This is a genomic window from Staphylococcus muscae (assembly GCF_003019275.1).
Lineage (GTDB): Bacteria > Bacillota > Bacilli > Staphylococcales > Staphylococcaceae > Staphylococcus > Staphylococcus muscae.
Genome location: NZ_CP027848.1, coordinates 127184 through 149116, shown reverse-complemented (window position 1 = coordinate 149116; position 21933 = coordinate 127184). Strand labels below are relative to the sequence as shown.

Here is a 21933-nt window from a genome sequence, read left to right as displayed (position 1 = left end):
GATTTTTCATACAATCCACCTCAAATCTATCAGATACACTATTTTATGTAGATGTATGAATAGAAAGCGCTACTAAATATGCTTTCTATTCATTACATCTAATCTGTTAATTACTCATTACAATTACAAATTATTTTGTCCTTTATTTATGATCATAATATGCTTTATTGCCATGTTTTGTTTTCTTTAGTTGTGCAGTTGCTAAAGAACCTGGTTTATTCCAAGGAGTACCATTATAGCCTCCTATACCATTAACAACAGATGCTCTTGCCTCTTTTTTATAATGTTTATATCTGGAAATGACATATGCGCTATTAGTGCCACGAATCCAATAACCACCATTCACTGGTCCAGCCGCAATATACTTGAAAACTGTGCTGTCTTGGTTTAAAGGTTGATCTGAAATTTCTGAGCGCACTAAACCGATATAGTTGTCTACATTTTCTGAACCACCGTTGATGCTAATTTCATCTGCTTTTGCAATGCTACCAAGTCCTGAAATTCCAAGTGCTAAGAGTGAAGATAAAAGAATTGATTTTTTCATAAAAATCTTCCTTTCAGAAATGAATGAGACAATTGTCTGTGAAGAAAGAACTTTCTGAAAACATTGTATACCATTATAAATTTAGTTTCAAATGATACCTAAATTTATAGTTGATGGATTATTGAAATATTTTTATCATTTCAACATGCATATGTGAGTTTCTGAGACTTTTTCTCATATTTTATGCAGACTAGGTGTAAAATTATATTTAAATGGTTAAAGATATGTATTAAGTCCATAAAGAAAGACAGATAAGTGTTTTTCTGCATTCACTTATCTGTCTTAATTTAATATTATTTCATATTTTTAAGTCCCTGTTTTACTTTTCTTCAAAAATTAGGTCATGAAAGTCATCAAAAAATAATTGTAATATTTTCTGTCCAAAGTCATTCGCATAATCTTCACTTTGAAGTTCATCTTCAAACCACATACCATTAATATATTCATGATAGTGTCCTATTTCATGAGCTAAAATTTCTAATATATTTAACACAGCAGCATGAGTTCCATGTGATTTCTTTATACATCGATAATCTTGCAATGATACTTTTATTTTAGGGTACATTGCTAAACGATGTGGTAATTCAATATAACCATCACAATGTTTTAAATTTTTCTTTGTAAATGTAATCGTCAAACGAATTGGGAACTTCAATTGTTGGTCCAAAAACGTTTCAAACAATTGCACCATTTTAATAATTCTCTTAGGCATGTCTTTTTTATATTTAATTTTCAACCCATGTTTTAAGTGTCTTTGATACATAGGTGTCATAAAGATATATTGATGAAACATCGCTTCTTTTTCTTGATACATTCTTTTTTCATATTGTGAATACTGACGAATGTATTCTTGAGCATCACAATCTTCTTGATCCATTACATAAAACTTACTAATTTGTAAAGCTAAGTCTCCTAGTACATCAAAAATAATTGATATGAATACATCCTGCTCTAACTCTTTTTTCTTTTTCATATCTCGTTCGATATCATATAAAGAATAATAAATTTTTCTATCTTTCATATCTACATGACAATCATATAAATAGCCGTATGACAGAATAGGATGGTCATGAACAATTATTTCTATTGGTTCTTTAAACTGGCGATGAAGATTAAGCCACTTGATATAGTCATCTATTCGTTTAATAAAATGTGCATATTTTTTTCTATATGTTTGGTTAAAGTAATCATCTATTTCCCCTTACTATCAATTCTTATTACTTTTTAACAAACTGTTTTTCTAATTCAAAATTTTACTGATTAACTCTCTATCGTGTAACTCTAATATTTATATTAATAGCTAATCTATATGTGTTTACAAAGATAATATACTAAATTATTTTATGTGTAAATATTCATTCATAAGTATTATTAACACAATATATTGCTCAATTTTTGTGCCACAGAAAATGATAGGTGGAAGTAATTCTATGAATCCTAAAAAGCCCCCCCTTTAAACAATATTTTGTTCAAAGGGGGGCTCACCTATTAATCTTCCATTGTTATGTCTCTTATACAAGTGTTTTAACAACTTGTTGACAGCGTGGGCATAAGTTTGTTAATTCGCCAACTGTACCTAAGCTATCGCTGTAATTCCAGCAGCGTTCACATTTTTCGCCATCTGCTTTTGCAATCTCTACTGTTGCAAAATGGTATGCTTGACCAGCTGGTGCATCTACCACTTCAACTTGAGAAACGATGAATAATTGATTTAAGTCATTGAAGTTTTTCAAGAATTCAACTGTATCAAATGATTCACTATTACCGATACGTACTTTTGCTTCTAATGATTTACCGATAACCTTTTCGTTACGTGCCGCTTCTAATGCACGGTTCACGTCATCACGTAGTGCCATAAATTGTGACCATTTGTCTAATAATGCTTGATCTACTTCTTCTACTTTTGGCATATCAGTTAAATGCACACTTTCTATTGTTTCTTGCTCAATGTGTGACCATACCTCGTCTGCTGTATGTGGGATGATTGGTGCGAGTAATTTTGTCATGTTGACTAAGATTTCATATAACACCGTTTGCATACTGCGACGTTTATGCGCTGATTGTGCTTCGATATATAAGATATCTTTACCATAATCTAAGTAGAAGTTACTTAATTCAACATTGATAAAGTTTTGAACTTCTTGATAAATATCTAAATAATCATAGTTATCAAAGTGTTGTAAAGTGCTGTTTGTGAATTCACGAAGACGATTCAAGATGTAACGATCTACTTCTAATAAGTCACTTTCAGCTACTTTGTCTGTTTCAGGATTGTAGTCGTTGATGTTACCAAGTAAGAAACGCAATGTGTTACGGATTTTACGATAAACATCTGCTACTTGTTTCAAGATTTCATCAGAGATACGAACGTCTGCAAGATAGTCTACTGAACTCACCCATAAACGTGCGATATCAGCGCCTTTTTGTTTAACGACTGTATCAGGAACGATTACGTTACCAAGGGATTTACTCATTTTTTTACCTTCGCCGTCCATAACGAAACCATGTGATAATAACATTTTGTATGGTGAAACGTTACGTGTCGCAACAGAAGTTGTAATTGATGAGTTGAACCAACCACGATATTGGTCACTACCCTCTAAGTACATGTCTGCTGGGAAGCTCAATTCTGGACGTGTTTCTAATACACCACGGTGTGAAGATCCAGAGTCGAACCATACGTCCATAATGTCTTCTTCTTTTGTGAAGATACCATTTGGACTTCCAGGATGTGTAAAACCTTCTGGTAATAAGTCTTTTGCTTCACGTTCGAACCAGATGTTTGAACCATGTTCTTCAAATAAGTCAGCCACGTGGTATACTGTTTCTTTCGTCATGATGATGTCGCCATTTTCAGCGTAGAATACTGGAAGTGGTACACCCCATACACGTTGACGAGAGATAACCCATTCGCCACGGTCACGAATCATATTGTAGATACGTGTTTTACCCCAATCAACTTTGAATTTCGTTTGGTCGATGGCATCTAAGATATCTTGACGAACTTTTGAAATAGACGCAAACCATTGTGGTGTTGCTCTGAAAATAACTGGTTTTTTCGTACGCCAGTCATGTGGGTAACTATGCGTGATAAAGTCTAATTTTAATAACGCACCTTTTTCTGTTAATAGCTCAGTGATCGCTTTGTTCGCTTTATCATAGAACATACCTTCAAATTGGCCTGCTTCTTCAGTGAAGACACCTTTTGCATCAACTGGGCTGATAACTTCTAAGTCATATTTTTGACCTACGATATAGTCATCTTCCCCGTGTCCAGGCGCTGTATGGACACAACCTGTACCCGCATCAGTTGTAACATGTTCACCATTAATAACAAGTGATACACGATCGATGAATGGATGTTGTGCTTCTACATATTCAAGCTCAGAACCTTTGACTTCTTTTTCACGAACGATTGTTTCTTTATCCCAACCAAGTTGTTCTGCAACTTCATCAACTAACGCTTCAGCAACAATATATTTCGTACCTTCCACATTCATTTGAACGTAAGTTAATTCAGGATGTACACTGATGGCAACGTTTGCTGGTAGCGTCCAAGGTGTAGTTGTCCAGATGATGAATTTCGCATCTTCATCAACAACGCCTTTTGTATCTTTGATATCGAATGCCACATAGATAGACGCTGATTGTTTATCGTGGTATTCGATCTCCGCTTCTGCAAGTGATGATTCACTTGATGGTGACCAATAGACAGGTTTTTTCCCTTTGTAGATTAAGCCACGATCCGCCATTTCACCGAACACACGGATTTGTGCTGCTTCATATTCTGGTTTCAATGTGATGTATGGATTTTCAAAGTCTCCATTCACCCCTAAACGACGGAAATCTGCTTTTTGATTCTCGATTTGTTCCATCGCAAAAGCTTCACACATTTTACGGAATTCAGCAGTAGACATTTCTTTACGCTTTACGCCCTTCTTCGTCAATGCTTGTTCAATCGGTAAACCATGTGTATCCCAACCAGGAACATATGGTGTATAAAAACCTTGCATCGTCTTATAGCGTACGATGAAGTCTTTTAAAATTTTGTTTAGCGCATGTCCCATATGTAAGTTACCATTCGCATAAGGTGGGCCGTCATGCAAAATAAAATGTGGCTTTCCTTCATTTTTTGCTAAAAGTTTGTTATATAAATCTTGTTCACGCCACTTTTCCTGAATTTGAGGTTCTTTGTTCGGCAGTCCCCCACGCATTGGAAATTTTGTTTTTGGCATTAATAATGTGTCCTTGTACTCCATATTCTATACACTCCTTTAACTAGAAAGAACTCTAAGCTCAATAACAGGGACGGCTATACCGCGGTACCACCCTGATTAACTCAGCTTAGAGTTCTCTCGTAAATATATATTCATCTTAAAAGCCAGTGATACAAGAAAAGGTCATCTACCAGGCTCCCACCGTCCCTAGCTCGCTGTCATGATTACTTATTTTTCTTGCTTGTCTGTCTCTTTTTGTTCTTTTTGTTCTTTGGACTCCGAACTTTGTTCTTTGTCAGCTTCTGTAATATCTTTTTCATTTAAATGTGCAAAGTTCTCTTCAGTTACTTGTTGTGCATCCAAATCATAATTGAGTAAGTAATCCCAATCATCATTTTTTAATAAATCTAACTGAGCTTCAACAAGCATCTTGAATCGTGAACGAAAGACTTTCGATTGACGTTTCATATCTTCTGTTTGGAATGAAATACGACGTGCCTTTTCGATACTATCATTCACAATACGGTCACCTTCAGCTTGTGCCTTAGCAATGATTGCTTCTTGTTCTTTTTGTGCAGCTGCTTTTGTTTCATCTGCAGCACGCTGTGCACTCACAAGTGCTTCACCAACTGACTTTTCAACTTCTTTGAATGATTGAATATGTGAATCACGCTCAGCTAAAAACTGCTCCAATTGCTTTTTGTCTTCTTTTAAGCGTTCAATTTCACGAGATAATTCACTCAAATATGATTCAACTTCTGTCGGTTCAAAACCATTTTTAATTCGTGTGAATGATTTATTTTTAATTTCACTAGGTGTATAAGCCATGATAAGTGTCCTCCTCCATCATACACTATTTAAATAATGTTTGATAGGTTATTCTCAATTTATCTTTTTTTGTACGATCACCAATTGCTGTAATGCGTGCTCTCCCAAAACCTTGTATGGATAATAAGTCGCCTTGTTCTAATTGATAATCAACTGCTTCAATCACAGTGTGGTTCACTTTTACACGTTTACGCTGTATTAGTTCTTTCGCAATTGTCCGAGATTTATGTACCATTTCTTTCAATACAACATCGAGACGTAATGCACTCACAGTCGCATCTACTGTTTGCCAGTACGCTTTAGATTGTACCATATCTTGCAAAGAAACGATATGAAGTTTGACTGTTGCACCTTTAATCTTTCTTAATTCCATCATAATATAAGATTCTAACTGATTTGTCAAAACAAACTGAATTCGATCACCTACAATAATATCTCCAACTTGTTCTCGTTCAATACCCAGTGACATAATTGTCCCCAATATATGCCGATGTTCGAGTGTCACAAACTTCTCAGGATAATCTACTTCAATCACTGTCAATTCATAATCAGCTTCTTCTGGAACATAATAATCAGGGGCGATGACTGCACGACAACGTTCTGCATTAGGCCCACCATTAAAATGAACAGTCATATCCGGAAAACTACCCACAATCACTTCTAAAATATATTGACTTCTCGGATCTAAAAAATAAGTTAAAATAGGGGCATATTGTTGTGATGCTGTTCGTACTTTATCTAACAAATTATCAATAATCGGACGTTCTTCCGTCCTAAAATGTTGATATATATCGATTTTAGACACTCCTTATCAAACATGATGTTAGCGTCATGCGAAAAATCCCGTAATAAGACATGGTGTCCTAACACGGGATCAATTATTTAAGCAACGCTATTGAATCTATTCAGATCATTATTCATCTATACATATATGTACGTTGCCATTATATTAATAAAATTGATTGACAATAAAATAATAAATCGCAACGATACCGCGAGAAAATAAATTCAAGACGATAAATGCAACAATCGGTGATAGATCAAGCATGCCTCCTAATGGCGGAATAAAACGGCGGAATATTGCTAAGTATGGCTCAAATAATTTTGCCATATATTGTCCGACAATACTTTCCCTTGCACCAGGTATCCACGACATGAAAATATAAATAATCATCCCAATTGAGTAAATACGTACGACAAATAGAATGAATTGCACAATCGTTTGTAATAATTCTATACTCATGTTTATCTCCTTATTCGTATTGCGTCTCCATTGATTCGATATGATCCGTAATACTACCAGCAACTTCTACATTGTCAGGTGTACATAAGAAAATATCCGCACCCACGCGTTGAATATCGCCACCAATCGCATAAACAGTCCCGCTAAGGAAGTCGATAATACGCTTTGCAGACACTTGGTCGATACGTTGCAAGTTCACTAACGTCGCACGACGATTTTTAAGTTCATCTGCAATATCTTGCGTGTCAGAGAACACACGTGGCTCAAACAAGCACATTTTCGAGCTGCCATTTTGTTCAACTTCTTGCGACTGATTCATACTTACCACGTTCCCCTGTCCTTGATTATTCGATTGCTGCGGCACTTGATGTAAACGTTCGTTCTTCGGTGTTTTGATACGTGTTGGTTGCTTTTTAGGTACTGATTGAATCGCACGTGGACGCTCAGGTGCAGTCTTCGTCGCTGGTGTTGTTTCAGACTCTTTACGCTGTTGTTGACGTGCTTCTTGTTCTTCTACAAACGTATCCTCTTCTTCTTCAATTGTAAAAAACCCGTTGAACAAATCTTTAATTGCCATGAGTTCACTCCTCTTTTCCTACTAGACGCGTGCCGATCCTAACAAATGTTGCGCCTTCTTCTGTTGCAAGAGCATAATCATTACTCATTCCCATAGACAGTTCTGTACATGGAGCATGAGATAAATGTTGTGCCTGGATCTCATCACGTTTATGTTTAAGTTGTTTAAATATTGATTTCAAATATGCTTCATCATCCGTATAAGGTGCCATCGTCATTAATCCTATGACACGGATGTGTTCATACATCTCAAGCATCTCAATAAACGGCAAGACTTCATCGAGACTGACACCGTGTTTAGATGCCTCGCCTGATACGTTGACTTGTACAAAGCACTTAATTTCATGTTCCGCACGTTTATTGATTTCTTTCGCCAAACTTTTACGATCTAACGCATGTAAGTAATCAATCTCATTAATGACATCTTTTACTTTTCGTGACTGTAATGAACCAATAAAATGCATCGTTACATCATCTGGTAATGCGGCCTTTTTCTCTAAAAAACCTTCAAGACGATTCTCACCAAAGTGACGCAGTCCGGCTTCGTAAGCTTCTTGAGCTCGCTCTATTGTAACATATTTTGTAACGGCAATCACGTTTGGTAATGTACCGTCAGCATCATTTGACATATGTTGTTTTAATGTATTCTCAATTTCATTAAAATTCTCTTTAACTGACATTTTGATTCTTCGCCCCTTCGCTAGATTGTGATATGAAGGCAAGCATGCACCCTGTTTTCCCTTTTTCAACACGATATGAGAAAAAACGATCTAACTCTTCTGAAGTCGCATGTTCAGTACAATAAATATTGGTTTCAGGTATCCCATAATATATACAAAGCTGTTTGTTAATTTGCTTCAAGTCAATCCCATGCCTATCGTTATCACGTGTATCGATCATCGGTGTGACATCTACTGGAAGTTGTTTGAACTTTGACAGAATGTCATCATTAATCTCATAAGCGTTTGATGTAGCAGGTCCAATAACGACATGTAAGTCACTCATCTCATGTGGAAATTGTTTGATCAATTCATATACAATTTGTTGTACTGTGCCACGCCAACCTGCATGAACAAGTCCGATAAAATGATGTTTGGCACTATAAAAATAGATTGGGACACAATCGGCATAGCACATTGTTAATACCGTATCCATATCATAAGTATACATTCCATCTACACCATACAGCACATCATCCGACAATTCATCAATATTTTTACCTTGATCAGCTGCTGTAATTTCAACAACAGTATGACCGTGTGTTTGAATTGGAAAGACCCACTGATGACGAGAAATACCTATCTCTTCTGCCAAAATATTTTGATGTTGGGTAATATTCTCTGGTGCATCATCTATATAACGCGCCATATTAAATGCATCTTTGGGGTAAGAACTAACACCACCGTGGCGCGTCGTAAACCCAAGTGTAATGCCTTGCTTAAGCACTGATTCATAAGATAGGTAATGTCCACGTTGAACAAATAATTCCATACATATCACTCCCTTCTGATCGTTGTTGTCGTGAAAAACGAAATGCTAGGACAATGAAGTAATGACATTTGCCCTAGCACTTTCGTACGTAAATTCTGTATCGATTGCCAAAAAATGTTCTTCGCAATCTCATATTTATATTGACGTCAAAGATTAGCGACGTGTTCTTCTTGAGCGTCGTTCTTCTCTGTTACGGATGAAGCTTGGAATATCGTCTTCAGCAGTGCTGTGTGAACGTGTTGTGTCAGCTTCTTTATCTTGAACTGATGCTGAACCACCAAAGTTAGATTCTTTAGCTGGTGTTTGTGTTGCACTAGCTCCGAAACCAGAATGACCTTGTTTGCGTGCTTGTGAAGATGGTTTGTCTTCAAAGCCAGTTGCGATAACAGTCACAACAATCTCATCTTGTAGTTCTGGGTTAATCACAGTACCGAAGATCATGTTCACATCTTCATCAGCTGCATCTTGAACAATGTCAGCTGCTTCTTGTGCTTCGAATAATGACAATGATTCTCCACCAGTAATGTTCATCAGCACACCTTGTGCACCTACAATAGATGTTTCAAGTAATGGTGATGAAATGGCTTTCTTCGCTGCTTCAACAGCACGGTTTTCACCAGAAGATACACCAATACCCATTAATGCTGAACCTTGGTTAGACATGATTGTCTTAACGTCTGCAAAGTCTAAGTTCACTTCACCTGATACAGCGATTAAGTCAGAGATACCTTGTACACCTTGACGTAATACGTTATCCGCTTCTTTGAAAGCTTCCATCATTGGTGTTGACTTATCAACGATGTCTAATAAACGGTCGTTAGGGATTACGATTAATGTATCCACAGCAGCTTTCATAGATTCTACACCAGCAGCTGCTTGTGTTTGGCGTTTACGGCCTTCAAAGCTGAATGGACGTGTCACAACACCTACTGTTAATGCACCCATTTCTTTTGCGATTTTGGCTACAACTGGTGCTGCACCTGTACCAGTACCGCCACCCATACCAGCTGTAACGAATACCATATCAGCACCTTGAATGGCATCTTCAATTTGTTCACGTGATTCTTCTGCAGCTTTTTTACCGATTTCAGGGTTAGCACCTGCACCTAATCCACGTGTTAATTTTTCACCGATTTGAATTTTCGACTCAGCTTTAGATAAGTTCAAAGCTTGGCCGTCTGTATTAATTGCGATAAATTCAACATTGTTCATACCGTGATCGATCATACGGTTTACAGCGTTGTTACCGCCACCACCGACACCGATAACTTTAAGTGTCGCTAAATGATTAAACCCTTGTTCAAATTCTAACATTTAATTTTCCTCCTAATCTTTGTAGCCAATCAATCAAACAGAGATTTCATAATTTTTTTGAATTTACTTTCTTCTTGCTTAGGTTCACCGTTTTCAGCGTCTGTATGTTCTACATGTGTGTCAGCACTTGTATCATCTTCAGCTAGGTCTGATGATGCTTGCTTTTTCGGTTTTCTTTTAAAGAATGATTCAAATCCATTTGGTTTTGCTTCGTGAGATTTCACGTCATTTTCAATAACTTCTTCTTCGATTTCCTCGTTATCATGATTACTAATTGTAACATAATCTAATAACTCGTCAAAAGCAATACTGCTAGAAATTGTGGAAATCGCTGAAGAAAATTCTGGTTTACGTACACCCATTTGAGATGGTGTGTGAATGCGTACCTTCTCACTTACCATATCTTGTAAAAGTTCCTTCACACCTAATAAGTTGGCTGAACCACCTGTAACGACAAATCCACCGTTTACCTTCTTCAAGTCGAGCGCTTCTAAAATATCGAAGACGGCGAAGAAAATGTCTTCAACACGTGCTTCAATCACATCGCTTAATTCTTTCTGTGTATACTGTGCGACTTCTTCTGAATCAATCGGTTCGACAGTAAATACATCTTGGTCGGACGCTGAGTCGTAAAATGCGTGACCATACTGTTGCTTAATCTTTTCAGCTGAATCATGCGTCGTATTTAAAAATTGTGCAATGTCATCCGTAATGTGACGACCTGCCATTAATACAACGTCTGCGTCTAACAATTCACCACGCTCATAGTATGCGATTTGTGTTAAATCTTCACCGATATCAATAACACATGCACCAAGTTCTCTTTCTGTCGGTGTCAAAATTGAGCGATAATTGTATGCATCTGAATAGACATCAAACACGTCTACGCCACTTGACTCAACACATTTGATCATATTGATAAGATCAGATTTGTTAATTGCGATGACACCTGCATCGACTTGTAATGAATGACGGGCAACAAGTTCTTTAGGATCTGACACTTCATTTGTTTCATCAACTACAAAGCGAAGTGGATACACGTTAACTACTTCTGTGTCTTCAACATCGTTCTTATTACGAATACCTTCTAGAAGTGTTTCAATATGAGTCCCTTCAATTTCCGTATCTTGATGAAATTCCATTGTGTGTGTTTCATCGTATACTTCTGTTCTTACAATCGGTAACTTCAAGAATACTTCTTTAATATCTATGCCTGAAGCAATAGATGCTTTTTTAATTGTGTCTTTAATCGCTTGTTTCGCGATATCAAAATCATCAATCAAGCCATTTTTTATTCCATTCGTATAGGTTTGCCCTGTACCTATCACGTTAATTCCGTTATGAAATTTTTCACCAACGATTACTTTCACGCTTGATGAGCCGATATCTACACTCACATAATAATGCTCTTCCATAGATAGGCACCTCCTGACAGTTGTTTACATATTTACACTATTATAAGTTTACAATAACACTCTACTAATGTGAACTATAAACCTATTGAAAATCTAACTTTTTTCCAGTAATAGTCGACAATAAAATGACATGTGCATCAATCAACAGAATCTTATGAAGCTTTACATTGTTGAACTGAGTCAACTATCGTTCAAATCGGGTGACTACACACCCAACCACATCAGACATTATTGCGCTTCTTGGTCGCGTTCTTTAATCTTATTCAATGCTTTTTGCAGTTCATTTTTCGCTTCATCTTCTAATTGCGTTTTGTTCTCTACTTGTTGCGAACTTGCTGAATCATCATTGCCCTTCTCATCATTGTCGTATGGGATAAATGTCGCCCCTACTGATAAGTCAATATAGCCTGATCTTTTTAGCTGACCTGACTCATCCTTATCTAACGCTTGAGACATGCTCGGATAGTACTTTAACTTCTGTGCGATTGTTTTCGTGTTACCGAGTACTTCAATACCATCTCGCATGTACAGACGAATTAAATGCGGCTGATTTTTCTTAGGCTCGTAGACAATTTCTGAGATTTGTGCACGTGTCGTACGATTCATTTTTTCAAGAGCTTCAACGAGCTTTTGTTTTTCCGTTCCTTTGAAGCCTTGAAGATATGGCGCTTCATTCGGGAGGGCTTCGTTATAAGACTTCAATATACGTCCATTTTCAATCACAGGGACTTCTTTGCCTTTTACCGTAACAATTCCGACGATTTTATGTTCCTTAATTTGAATATCTAACGAATCAAATAACCCTTTTCGAATGTTTGCTTCCTTGATGAGCGGGTGTGTCTCGATGCGTGTTTCTGCTTTTCCACTGTCATATGAATAAACTCTCGTCTCTTTGTCGAGCTTTAAGTCTTTTTTTATACGTTCTGTTGCAACATAATGATTGCCATGTACATTCACCTGTTTAACAAGACTTATAGGCGTATACATATAGGCTAAAATAGCAATGACAATTAAAATTAATCCTAATACAACGCCCAGTTGAATGCGGCGGCGCTTTTTCAATTGACGATGGCGCTTTTCTTTAAGAAATGTTTGATCAACTTTTGGGTTTTTTTCAGTCATTTCATCCACATCCTTAATGTGATGGCAAATGACTGCGGAATGCAGCCGTAAACATGTCACCACGTTGCTCAAATGTATCATATTGATCCCAACTTGCACATGCAGGAGAAAGCAGTACAACATCATTCGGTTCGATGACATCTTGAATCTTCTCAACAGCATCTACGACATCAACTGCACGAATAACAAGTTTACCTTGACTCTCGCCTAACTTCACAAATTTATCTTGTGTTTCACCGAATGCTACCATCACACGGACGTTGTTCATATATGGTATCAAGTCGTCAAAATCATTACCGCGATCCAATCCACCGCAGAACCAAATAATTGGCTGAGTAAATGACTTTAATGCGAATTGTGTAGCTAATGTATTTGTCGCTTTAGAATCATTATAATATTTGTTCGTTTTGTTATTACCGATATATTGAAGGCGATGCGCAATGCCAGAAAAAGTAGTCAACGATTGTATAATCGCACCTACTGATACGCCTGATAAAATGGCTGCCAATGTCGCTGCTAATATGTTTTCTAAGTTATGCTTACCTGGCAAGACAATATCATCTAAGTGAATCAAATGAATACCTTTGTACACAATATAATCATTTTCAACATATATACCGTCAACTGGTTGATCTGTTGAGAAATATAAAATATTTGACTTAATCTCGGAAGGATTGATCAAATGACGTTGCTGATAGTTAAAAATTAAATAGTCACTTTCCGTTTGATTGCGGAAAATTTGCTTTTTGGCGTCCTGATAAGCTTCCACAGAACCATGATAATCAATGTGCGCTTCATAAATATTTGTCACAATCGCAATGTGTGGTCTGTAATGTTCAATACCCATCAATTGAAATGATGATAATTCCGTAATCAAATACTCATCTGCACGCACATCTTGCGCAACTTTTGAAGCAACATAACCAATGTTACCTGCTAAATGACCTGTTTCTCTACTCTTATTAAACATATCTCCAAGCAGTGATGTCACTGTTGTTTTACCATTCGTTCCTGTAATCCCAATGATAGGCGCTTCAGAAATTAAATAACTCAACTCAACTTCAGTTAATATTTTCAAGCCTCTTGCTTTTGCTTCTTGTAATAAAGGGACACTGTATGGAATTCCGGGATTTTTCACGATAACTGGACTTTCATCTAATAATGCGATAGGATGCGATCCACTTACAACATTAATCCCTAATGCTTCCAAATCTTTTGCATGTGGATCTTGAGACAGATCTTTACCATCGTTTATCGTTACATCTGCACCGAGTCGATGCAATAACTTCCCTGCTTCGTATCCACTCTTCGCCATGCCAAGTACCAGTACTTTTTTACCTTTTAAACCAGTATAGTTAATCAATTAGCTCACTCCAATCCACAAACCGATAAGGCCTGTAATCAAACCAACTGTCCAGAATACTGTCACAACTTTCCATTCACTCCATCCTTCAAGTTCAAAGTGATGATGTAGTGGACTCATTTTGAAGACACGTTTACCAGTCAACTTGAATGATGTCACTTGAATCATCACTGAAAGCGTCTCCAGTACGAAAACAAGACCAATAAATAATAATGACAACTCTTGATTCAACATAATTGAGATTGTTGCAAAAATACCACCGAGTGCCAAGCTACCTGTGTCACCCATGAATACTTTTGCAGGATTGATATTATATGGTAAGAAACCTGCAAGTGCAGCAACCATGATAATACAAAATAGCCCAATTGCTGGCTGGTCTAACACAAAGCTCATAATGGCATACATCGTAAAGCCAATAATAGACAATCCTGTTGCAAGACCATCTAAGCCATCTGTTAAGTTTACTGCATTTGAAAATCCAACTTGCCAAAATACAATAAACAACACGTAAGCATATGATAACGGAATCGTTGCATCTGTGAAAGGTAAGTTAATATCTGTTGAAAATTCAACAGCATTAAACCCTTTAGCAACGATGAAGAAAATAACCGCAATCGCAATTTGTGCCAAAAATTTCTGTTTGCTCGTTAACCCTTGGTTATTCTTTTTAACAACAATAATATAATCATCGATAAAGCCGATGAGTCCAAATCCAATCGTTACAAAAAGTAGCAATAACAATGGACTTGCAGGTTCAACAAAAATACTCGCAATAATCGTTGTTACAATCGCACCGATAAGGAATGTTAATCCGCCCATTGTCGGTGTTCCTGTTTTCTTCATGTGACTTTGCGGTCCTTCTTCACGAATACTTTGTCCAAACTTCATTCTTTTCAATGTTGGAATTAAGATTGGCACTAAAACTGCTGTGATTACAAATGCAATAATTGCGCTAATGATAGCCATAATAGTCTCCTTTTTGATTTGTCATATTTTTACTCAACTGTGGGAGTAGAACATTCAAAATCAGCGATGTCCTACTCCCTACACAAGCTACTTTATTCTTCTTCCTGAGATTTCATCTTCACTTCAATCTCTGTCTTCTTATCTATTGGTGATTGTAAGCCCACAGATTGTGACGTCACGAATCCGCTTCCGCTCACTTTTAATTTCACGCCAGTGAGAGATTCAAATGCAACGAGATCATCACGTGTCCAACCAGTCATGTCGGGCATCGTAAGGTCACCGTCTGTCAATAACAACACATGGCTGTTCGGTAATAATCTTGTGCTAGACGATGGACTTTGATTGACGACTTTTTCACCTTGACCAATAATAACCGGATTTAATGACTTGTCAGCCAGTATTTTTTCTGCCTTTTCAACTGATTTTCCTGTTACATCAGGTACTTTGTGAATCGTAACTTTCTCATCCAGTTTTTCTTCACCAACATTTAAATATTGTAGTGTATTTTTCATAATCGGAACAAATGCACGACTTACACCCATTTCATACGCTTCTTGATCGCGTTTCTGAGCAAGACTCATACCTGCATAGACGACAACACGTGGGTTTTTACTTGGCGCATGTCCCATAAAGCTTACAAAGTACGGATTAGGGCCCTTCACATAACCACCATTGTCTGGATCAGCCACTTGGGCCGTTCCTGTTTTGCCAGCAACACGATAGCCTTCCACCTTATATTGTGAAGCATGACTTTTTTTACTATTTACAACTTTATCTAATTCTTCCTTTACTTTGTCAGCTGTTTCAGGAGTGATTGGTTTCCCTGTTACTTTACGCTTTCCTTCAACAAATGTTTCATCAGTTACTGGATTCATAACAGAAGAAACAAAGTATGGTCGCACCATTTCCCCTTTATTGAAGAATGCTGACTGCGCTTGTAACATTTGTGCCGGGGTTACAGTTGTTGATTGTCCGAAAGCACTTGTCTTTTGCATCAGTTCATTTTCCCATGCAATATTCCCGCTTTGTTCACTATCAAACAAACTTCCTGTCGATTTACCAAATCCAAATTTTTCATACCACGACTGCATTTTATCTGTACCTACAAGGTCTTGAAGCTTCATCATCAATGTATTTGAAGAATAGGTAAAACCTAAACTCATTGGTATGTCGCCCCAACCTTTTTTGTTCCAGTCATAAATGCGTGAACCTTGGATATCACGGTGACCTGATTCATACTCTTCTTTCGGTTTGAACTTCCCTTCTTGTATCGCTGCAGCAAGGCCGTACGACTTGAACGTTGATCCCGGTTCATAAAGGTTTTGATACAAGTTGTTTGCCCATTTTTTACCGAAATCTTCACCTGTTTCAGGATTGAACGTCGGTCTCTGACTGTATGCTAATATCTCACCTGTTTTCGCATCCATCACTACTGCAAATAGATCTTTAGGTTCATAGCGTTTTACCATGTCATCTAATGCTTCTTCTACAAACACTTGAATATTTGAGTCCAGAGTCAGATGTACGTCATCGCCCCGCTTAGGTGCTACTTCATTTTTAGAATTTGGAATAATGTATCCCCAAATATCTTTTGTATAAGAAGCATGTCCTTTTTCTCCAGACAGATAACTATCAAAGATTTTTTCAACACCCAGTGCGCCTTTTAACTCCCCTGTTTCTGGATCTTTTTGTGCCATCCCAATTAAATGAGAAGCAAAGTTACCATTCGGATAGAATCTTTGCACTTCTGGGTACATCGTAATCCCAGGTAAATTCATATTTTCAATCTTTTCTTTATCATGATATGTCAAATTTTGACCCGCTTTACCAAACTCAACTTGGAAAGCTTTTTTCATTTTTAGTCGTTTTTCGATATCTTTTTCTGACATATCGATTACTTTTGCGAGTTGTTTGGCTGTTTTCTTCTTATCAACGACATGTCTTGGTTCTTTCGATTCTTCACTTGCACGTTTATCAATTACTGCTGCGAGTCGAAAACGGTCAACATCTTCAGCTAGAATTTTACCGTTCCGATCATAAATCTTTCCTCGTTCAGCTGATTGATCTAATTGTGCCAAATATTTCTGATTCGCACGCATGATCAAATCTTCTCCTGATGACTGTCCAGATAACATCACATAACTGTACCTTAAAACCAATGAAAAAAAGAGCAGCCCAAGTACAACTGTCAGGAGGACTGCTCCTAGTTTATTTTTTTTAATTTTAATTTTTCGCTTCGCCATTATTACGCACTACCTTTACATTCTCATTCTGGAGACTCATGCCTTGTTTTTGAGCTTTGTTATAGATGCGTTCATAAGATGCATTCTTCATCGTTTCAGACTTCAATGCACTATTTTGACTTGATTGTTGTTCAATTTTTTGATCTAATTCTGCAATTTTCCCTCTTGTATCATACGCGTCCATTTTAAGTGACAACATAAAAATACTGATTGCAGCAATTAATGCCACCATCGATATGTATAGTAGTTTTTCAAAGCGTGTAAACTTAACAACGACTTGTTTTTTAATCGTTTGTTTCTGCGGTGTAGTCGTTGGTTGACTTTGTGGTTCTGCCATGTGCTGTTGGTACGGTTCGTAAATATTTTCTACAGCCATAATAATCTCCTTTATTTTAATATTTCTGCAACGCGCAGTTTTGCACTTCTCGCTCGATTGTTATCTACCAAGTCAGAGTCACTTGCTACGATTGGTTTGCGATTTACACGTTTCAATTTTGGTGTATAAGCTTCTGGAAGCACAGGTAATCCTCTTGGAACATCTGGACCCTTCTCATACTCTTGAAACATCTGCTTACATAAACGGTCTTCTAACGAATGGAACGTAATCACCGAGATGCGTCCACCCACCTTCACACATTCAATCGCTTGTTCAAGTGAATCTTCAAACGCTGCCAACTCATCATTCACCGCAATACGAATCGCCTGAAAGACACGTTTTGCTGGATGACCACCTTTACGTCTTGCTTTGGCAGGAATGCCTTCTTTAATACATTCCACAAGTTCTAACGTTGTCGTGATAGGTTGTTCTTCACGTTTCGCTTCGATTTTGCGTGCGATTTGTTTCGAAAACTTCTCTTCTCCATATCGGAAAAAGATTTTGACTAAGTCTTCATATGACCATTCATTCACAACTTCATATGCTGAAAGTGTTTGTGTTTGATCCATTCTCATATCAAGTTTGGCATCGTGATGGTAACTAAAACCACGTTCTGGCACATCAAGTTGAGGACTTGATACACCCAAGTCGTATAAAATACCGTCGACTTTTTCTATCTCTAAATCAGCTAAAATTTGATTTAAATGTCTAAAATTGCTGTGCACAAAAGTCACTTTGTCTAAGTGATCTTGCAACTTGTCTTTCGCATGTTCTATGGCTGTTGTATCTTGATCGATTGCGATTAAACGCCCTTTATCAGACAGTTGACTCAAAAGGTATTGCGAGTGTCCGGCACCACCTAGCGTACAGTCAATATAGACACCATCTTCTTTGATATTTAGTTGATCGACTGTTTCTTTAAGTAAAACGCTAATATGATGAAACACGCCAAAACCTCCGTTGTATTAAAAATCAAAATCAATTAAATCTTCTGCGATTTCTTCAAAATTCTCTTCAGATTCATCGTAAAAATCATTCCAAATCGCTCGATCCCAAATCTCGATGCGATTAGAAACACCAATAACAGTACATTCCTTATCAAGATTGGCATATTCGCGTAATTTCGCTGGAATATTAATACGTCCTTGCTTGTCAATTTCCACTTCAACAGCTCCCGAGAAGAACATGCGCATAAATTTACGTGCATCACGTTTTGTCATAGGTAAGGTTTTCATTTTGTCTTCTATCGTTCGCCATTCTTCAAGTGTGTAACCAAACAAGCATTTATCAAGGCCACGAGTGATAATGAAACGTTCATTTAAGTCATAACGAAACTTAGACGGAACAATCATTCGCCCTTTAACATCAAGCTTATTTTCATATTCGCCCATGAACATTTCTTCTCACCTCACCTTATTTATAATTTACCACATCTCACCACTATCCACCACTAATTCTGTAAAAATCGTCAAAATTTATCTAAAAAACCAAAAAAGAGGGTGAATCGCATTTAGCGAATCACCCTCAAAAGGTTGGTATATCTAGAGTTTTATAATGATTTGATCAAAAGTGTAGTGAAGTGGAGGGAAAGTGGTGGATGCATACACATCTAACCCATTTTCATTCAAAATTTGTAGTGGATTCCAAACACGTTCTTGTAATCCTCCCATTGGATGAAGTGTTTGCGTCAACACTTCAAAATGACGCATACTAATTTCATTTTCTCGTGCAATATTATTTAAATAACGAGATTTCAGAAAATCTAATTGATACATTTGAATTTCTTGATTTTTCTTCACTAGATTCTTGTTATCTTCTGTATCAGACATCTCTTGCGTTAATGTTTCATAGAAAGCTTGATGCTGATCTTGCATTGCTTCAATTTGTGCAAGTACAACTTCAGATGCGTTCGCACGAATAAAGCGCTCACGTGCTGGTTGTGTTCCTGTTTCCATTACTTCTTCCAATGTCAAATCATATTTTTTGAGTAACTTCTCAGTACTTGATGTCAAATAAGTCATTCTCATACGTGGTAATACAATCGGCATCTGAACATCAAATAGCTCAAAGACACCTTGTAACTCTGCCCAATATTTAATCTCACTTGGTCCCCCTACAAAAGCTACCGTATTAAACAGCCACTCTTGCATAAGTGGACGTGTCACCACATTATTAGAAAAACGTTCCGGCGATTCATCCAAGAGTGCAATCAACGCTTCCATTGAATATGTGTTCTCGCTCTTACTCAACTTGAAGACACCATCAGCATATGTGAGCAATTGTCGTTGATCATCTTCGTGCAAGAACAGATGCACATTCGTATCTGTCTGAATCATCGCTGTCAACCCCGCTTCAGTCGTCTTACGTTGTACATCACGGAAAGCTTGGTCTACCGATGCATGGCGCTGAATAATATCTTTAAATAATGGCTTTTCAATACTTCTCAATTGCGTGTCTTGTGCATCGATTAATAAAATACCACGTTCTCCAAAACACAGTTGTATCATTTGTTTGAAAACATCTAGCCATGTCGTTGACTGTTGAATCATATTATCAACTTGATCAAATAATCGTTTTGAATGCACTGTTTCAGGCATCGATTCAAAGAACTGAACGAGTGCATGATGTAATGCTTCACGGTCCGGAGTATAACGAGAAACCGTCGTTTCCGGTGGTGTCATCGTATGATATTTGACCTTATTAAGTTGTCCTGAACGCTGATTCATTACATACGTATGATCCACTTCATCAAAGTCATGATCTTCACCAGCAATCCAGAATATTGGTACAACACGCTCATTATATTCTGATGATAATTCATCCGCTTTCGTTAATATCGATAAAATTTTATGAAATGTATAAAGCGGCCCCGTAAACAATCCAGCTTGTTGTCCCCCAACAACAACCTTCGCACCTTCAGATAGCGCTGTAATGTTATCCAACTGTGATTGCGTCAACGCTAAGTCAGACATATATTCACGCACAACCGCCGCAACTGCCTGTTCACGTCCATTATTGCGATATGCCATACGTTTTTTATAGCTTTCTGTTTTATTCGGGTCATATGTGAAAAATTGTAGGATGTCCGCATTGTGATTCGTATATTCCTTAATAAATGAATCATTTTCCTTCATCGTGATATTTAAACAATCCATGCTCGTATCTCCTTATACTGTAATCATTACCAGTATAATCGTTACATGTCTGTCTGACAATTTTACGGCTTACTTCAATAACTTTCAGAATTGCGTTATAATAGAAGAAAGTCAACAGAGGGGGTCATCCTATGGCAAAAGTAACACATCTTGATATCAACTATAAAACAGAAGAATTATTTGCAGCATTCCGTGAAAACTTTGGTAATAAGGACTTATACTTAGTAGATGAATTACATGGAGAAATGATTGATGCAAGTTCTGATTCACCATTTTACGGCATCTTTGTCGGTGAAAAACTTGTGGCAAGAATGGCACTTTATCGCAAAGGAGAAGTTGAAGAAACTTATTTCCCAGAATACGATGACTATCTCGTTATCTGGAAAGTAGAAGTACTGAAACCATATTGGGGTAAAGGCTATGGTGCTGACCTACTCGAATTTGCGAAATCATTCGGTCATCCAATCAAGGCTATCGCTCGCTTTGAATCGAAAAGTTTCTTCGTGAAAAATGGTTTTGAGGACTTAGAGGCACAAAATGATGACGGACACGATATTCTCGTCTGGTCACCCAAAAATAATTAATCACTTACACCACATATGACACACTCCTGTGTTTATATGTGGTGTTTTAGTCGTAAAACGGGAAAAGGCTAGAAATACATTTCCGTGTATTCCTAGCCCCTTTTTATGTTCATTTAGACAAAAATCTCACTAATACTTAACACTTTTCTACTACGACGATGCCAGCTATGTCACCGTCTGATAATACTACTTCAGTTTAGGATTCGACAATATGAATTCAACTGAAACTTAGCCAAAGAAACCAGAGATAAGACCAATACCTTGTGCAACGATATCCGCAATACCTGTTCCCATTGTTACCCAGTCTTGATCTAATCCTGCTTGTACCGTATCCTTGATTGCATTAATAATTTCTGACATAAATATGTACACTCCTTAAATAAGACTATTTCAAAACCAAGCCGTTTTGTTTGATGACTTCGTTTTGTTAATTACACTATATCTCATCTTTTACAGTATCAGGTCATTTTTCCCCAACTCGTCAAATTTCATGCTT

21 protein-coding genes are annotated in these 21933 nt (G+C 37.2%); 1 reads left to right on the top strand and 20 read right to left on the bottom strand.

The window, feature by feature from the left end; genetic code table 11:
* Positions 1 to 142: 142 nt before the first annotated feature.
* The 19 genes from C7J88_RS00725 to bshC all read right to left on the bottom strand — a co-directional run bounded on the left by C7J88_RS00725 (position 143) and on the right by bshC (position 20853).
* Entirely contained in the window at positions 143 to 544 is a 402-nt protein-coding gene (locus C7J88_RS00725) for a lactococcin 972 family bacteriocin (RefSeq protein ID WP_095116243.1), read from the bottom strand.
* A gap of 319 nt (positions 545 to 863) precedes the next feature.
* Positions 864 to 1565, bottom strand: coding sequence for a hypothetical protein (locus C7J88_RS00720; RefSeq protein WP_095116241.1), 702 nt, complete (start codon positions 1563 to 1565; stop codon positions 864 to 866).
* A gap of 490 nt (positions 1566 to 2055) precedes the next feature.
* Positions 2056 to 4803 carry an isoleucine--tRNA ligase gene (gene ileS, locus C7J88_RS00715; protein WP_095116239.1) on the bottom strand — a complete coding sequence of 916 codons (2748 nt, stop codon included), beginning with the start codon at positions 4801 to 4803 and terminating at the stop codon, positions 2056 to 2058.
* Between the two features lie 186 nt (positions 4804 to 4989).
* On the bottom strand, positions 4990 to 5589 hold the full coding sequence (locus C7J88_RS00710) for a DivIVA domain-containing protein (RefSeq protein ID WP_095116237.1): 600 nt from the start codon (positions 5587 to 5589) through the stop codon (positions 4990 to 4992).
* Between the two features lie 25 nt (positions 5590 to 5614).
* A complete protein-coding gene (locus tag C7J88_RS00705; protein WP_188595400.1) occupies positions 5615 to 6394 on the bottom strand; it encodes a YlmH family RNA-binding protein in 780 nt (259 codons plus the stop codon).
* Positions 6395 to 6538: 144 nt separating this feature from the next.
* On the bottom strand, positions 6539 to 6832 hold the full coding sequence (locus C7J88_RS00700) for a YggT family protein (RefSeq protein WP_095116235.1): 294 nt from the start codon (positions 6830 to 6832) through the stop codon (positions 6539 to 6541).
* Positions 6833 to 6842: 10 nt separating this feature from the next.
* A complete protein-coding gene (locus C7J88_RS00695; RefSeq protein WP_095116233.1) occupies positions 6843 to 7409 on the bottom strand; it encodes a cell division protein SepF in 567 nt (188 codons plus the stop codon).
* Positions 7410 to 7413: 4 nt separating this feature from the next.
* Complete coding sequence (locus C7J88_RS00690; RefSeq protein WP_371866973.1) at positions 7414 to 8037, bottom strand: YggS family pyridoxal phosphate-dependent enzyme; 624 nt, start codon at positions 8035 to 8037, stop codon at positions 7414 to 7416.
* Positions 8038 to 8077: 40 nt separating this feature from the next.
* A complete protein-coding gene (gene pgeF, locus C7J88_RS00685; RefSeq protein ID WP_095116229.1) occupies positions 8078 to 8899 on the bottom strand; it encodes a peptidoglycan editing factor PgeF in 822 nt (273 codons plus the stop codon).
* A gap of 153 nt (positions 8900 to 9052) precedes the next feature.
* Positions 9053 to 10213, bottom strand: coding sequence for a cell division protein FtsZ (gene ftsZ / locus C7J88_RS00680; protein WP_095116226.1), 1161 nt, complete (start codon positions 10211 to 10213; stop codon positions 9053 to 9055).
* Between the two features lie 29 nt (positions 10214 to 10242).
* The gene (gene ftsA, locus C7J88_RS00675) at positions 10243 to 11628 is read right to left on the bottom strand and encodes a cell division protein FtsA (protein ID WP_095116224.1); all 1386 of its coding nucleotides are present in this window, start codon (positions 11626 to 11628) and stop codon (positions 10243 to 10245) included.
* A 228-nt stretch (positions 11629 to 11856) separates the two neighbouring features.
* Complete coding sequence (locus tag C7J88_RS00670) at positions 11857 to 12750, bottom strand: cell division protein FtsQ/DivIB (RefSeq protein ID WP_095116223.1); 894 nt, start codon at positions 12748 to 12750, stop codon at positions 11857 to 11859.
* A 13-nt stretch (positions 12751 to 12763) separates the two neighbouring features.
* Positions 12764 to 14113: a UDP-N-acetylmuramoyl-L-alanine--D-glutamate ligase gene (murD, locus tag C7J88_RS00665; RefSeq protein WP_095116222.1), complete on the bottom strand. Its 1350-nt coding sequence runs from the start codon at positions 14111 to 14113 to the stop codon at positions 12764 to 12766.
* Positions 14114 to 15079, bottom strand: coding sequence for a phospho-N-acetylmuramoyl-pentapeptide-transferase (gene mraY / locus C7J88_RS00660; protein ID WP_095116220.1), 966 nt, complete (start codon positions 15077 to 15079; stop codon positions 14114 to 14116).
* A gap of 92 nt (positions 15080 to 15171) precedes the next feature.
* Complete coding sequence (locus tag C7J88_RS00655; RefSeq protein WP_095116219.1) at positions 15172 to 17322, bottom strand: penicillin-binding protein; 2151 nt, start codon at positions 17320 to 17322, stop codon at positions 15172 to 15174.
* Positions 17303 to 17698 carry a cell division protein FtsL gene (gene ftsL, locus C7J88_RS00650; RefSeq protein WP_095116217.1) on the bottom strand — a complete coding sequence of 132 codons (396 nt, stop codon included), beginning with the start codon at positions 17696 to 17698 and terminating at the stop codon, positions 17303 to 17305. Before ftsL ends, C7J88_RS00655 begins: the two co-directional genes overlap by 20 nt.
* An 11-nt stretch (positions 17699 to 17709) precedes the next feature.
* Positions 17710 to 18645: a 16S rRNA (cytosine(1402)-N(4))-methyltransferase RsmH gene (gene rsmH / locus C7J88_RS00645; RefSeq protein ID WP_095116216.1), complete on the bottom strand. Its 936-nt coding sequence runs from the start codon at positions 18643 to 18645 to the stop codon at positions 17710 to 17712.
* An 18-nt stretch (positions 18646 to 18663) separates the two neighbouring features.
* Entirely contained in the window at positions 18664 to 19095 is a 432-nt protein-coding gene (gene mraZ, locus C7J88_RS00640) for a division/cell wall cluster transcriptional repressor MraZ (protein ID WP_095116214.1), read from the bottom strand.
* Between the two features lie 144 nt (positions 19096 to 19239).
* Entirely contained in the window at positions 19240 to 20853 is a 1614-nt protein-coding gene (gene bshC / locus C7J88_RS00635; protein WP_095116212.1) for a bacillithiol biosynthesis cysteine-adding enzyme BshC, read from the bottom strand.
* 131 nt (positions 20854 to 20984) lie between these two features.
* On the opposite strand from bshC, the gene C7J88_RS00630 reads away from it, so the two are divergent.
* Positions 20985 to 21437, top strand: a complete 453-nt coding sequence (locus C7J88_RS00630) for an N-acetyltransferase (RefSeq protein ID WP_095116210.1) — start codon at positions 20985 to 20987, stop codon at positions 21435 to 21437.
* A gap of 228 nt (positions 21438 to 21665) precedes the next feature.
* Here C7J88_RS00630 and C7J88_RS00625 read toward each other — a convergent pair whose 3' ends face one another.
* Positions 21666 to 21797, bottom strand: coding sequence for a beta-class phenol-soluble modulin (locus C7J88_RS00625; RefSeq protein WP_095116208.1), 132 nt, complete (start codon positions 21795 to 21797; stop codon positions 21666 to 21668).
* Positions 21798 to 21933 lie beyond the last annotated feature (136 nt).

What these genes read in the sequence shown, in the direction of transcription:
- ftsA (WP_095116224.1), bottom strand. Translation starts at nt 11,628, where the DNA reads ATGGAAGAGCATTATTATGTGAGTGTAGATATCGGCTCATCAAGCGTG.
- C7J88_RS00710 (WP_095116237.1), bottom strand. Translation starts at nt 5,589, where the DNA reads ATGGCTTATACACCTAGTGAAATTAAAAATAAATCATTCACACGAATT.
- C7J88_RS00625 (WP_095116208.1), bottom strand. Translation starts at nt 21,797, where the DNA reads ATGTCAGAAATTATTAATGCAATCAAGGATACGGTACAAGCAGGATTA.
- ileS (WP_095116239.1), bottom strand. Translation starts at nt 4,803, where the DNA reads ATGGAGTACAAGGACACATTATTAATGCCAAAAACAAAATTTCCAATG.
- mraY (WP_095116220.1), bottom strand. Translation starts at nt 15,079, where the DNA reads ATGGCTATCATTAGCGCAATTATTGCATTTGTAATCACAGCAGTTTTA.
- C7J88_RS00630 (WP_095116210.1), top strand. Translation starts at nt 20,985, where the DNA reads ATGGCAAAAGTAACACATCTTGATATCAACTATAAAACAGAAGAATTA.
- C7J88_RS00670 (WP_095116223.1), bottom strand. Translation starts at nt 12,750, where the DNA reads ATGACTGAAAAAAACCCAAAAGTTGATCAAACATTTCTTAAAGAAAAG.
- C7J88_RS00720 (WP_095116241.1), bottom strand. Translation starts at nt 1,565, where the DNA reads ATGAAAGATAGAAAAATTTATTATTCTTTATATGATATCGAACGAGAT.
- C7J88_RS00700 (WP_095116235.1), bottom strand. Translation starts at nt 6,832, where the DNA reads ATGAGTATAGAATTATTACAAACGATTGTGCAATTCATTCTATTTGTC.
- ftsL (WP_095116217.1), bottom strand. Translation starts at nt 17,698, where the DNA reads ATGGCTGTAGAAAATATTTACGAACCGTACCAACAGCACATGGCAGAA.
- ftsZ (WP_095116226.1), bottom strand. Translation starts at nt 10,213, where the DNA reads ATGTTAGAATTTGAACAAGGGTTTAATCATTTAGCGACACTTAAAGTT.
- bshC (WP_095116212.1), bottom strand. Translation starts at nt 20,853, where the DNA reads ATGGATTGTTTAAATATCACGATGAAGGAAAATGATTCATTTATTAAG.
- C7J88_RS00695 (WP_095116233.1), bottom strand. Translation starts at nt 7,409, where the DNA reads ATGGCAATTAAAGATTTGTTCAACGGGTTTTTTACAATTGAAGAAGAA.
- C7J88_RS00655 (WP_095116219.1), bottom strand. Translation starts at nt 17,322, where the DNA reads ATGGCGAAGCGAAAAATTAAAATTAAAAAAAATAAACTAGGAGCAGTC.
- pgeF (WP_095116229.1), bottom strand. Translation starts at nt 8,899, where the DNA reads ATGGAATTATTTGTTCAACGTGGACATTACCTATCTTATGAATCAGTG.
- C7J88_RS00690 (WP_371866973.1), bottom strand. Translation starts at nt 8,037, where the DNA reads ATGTCAAATGATGCTGACGGTACATTACCAAACGTGATTGCCGTTACA.
- mraZ (WP_095116214.1), bottom strand. Translation starts at nt 19,095, where the DNA reads ATGTTCATGGGCGAATATGAAAATAAGCTTGATGTTAAAGGGCGAATG.
- C7J88_RS00725 (WP_095116243.1), bottom strand. Translation starts at nt 544, where the DNA reads ATGAAAAAATCAATTCTTTTATCTTCACTCTTAGCACTTGGAATTTCA.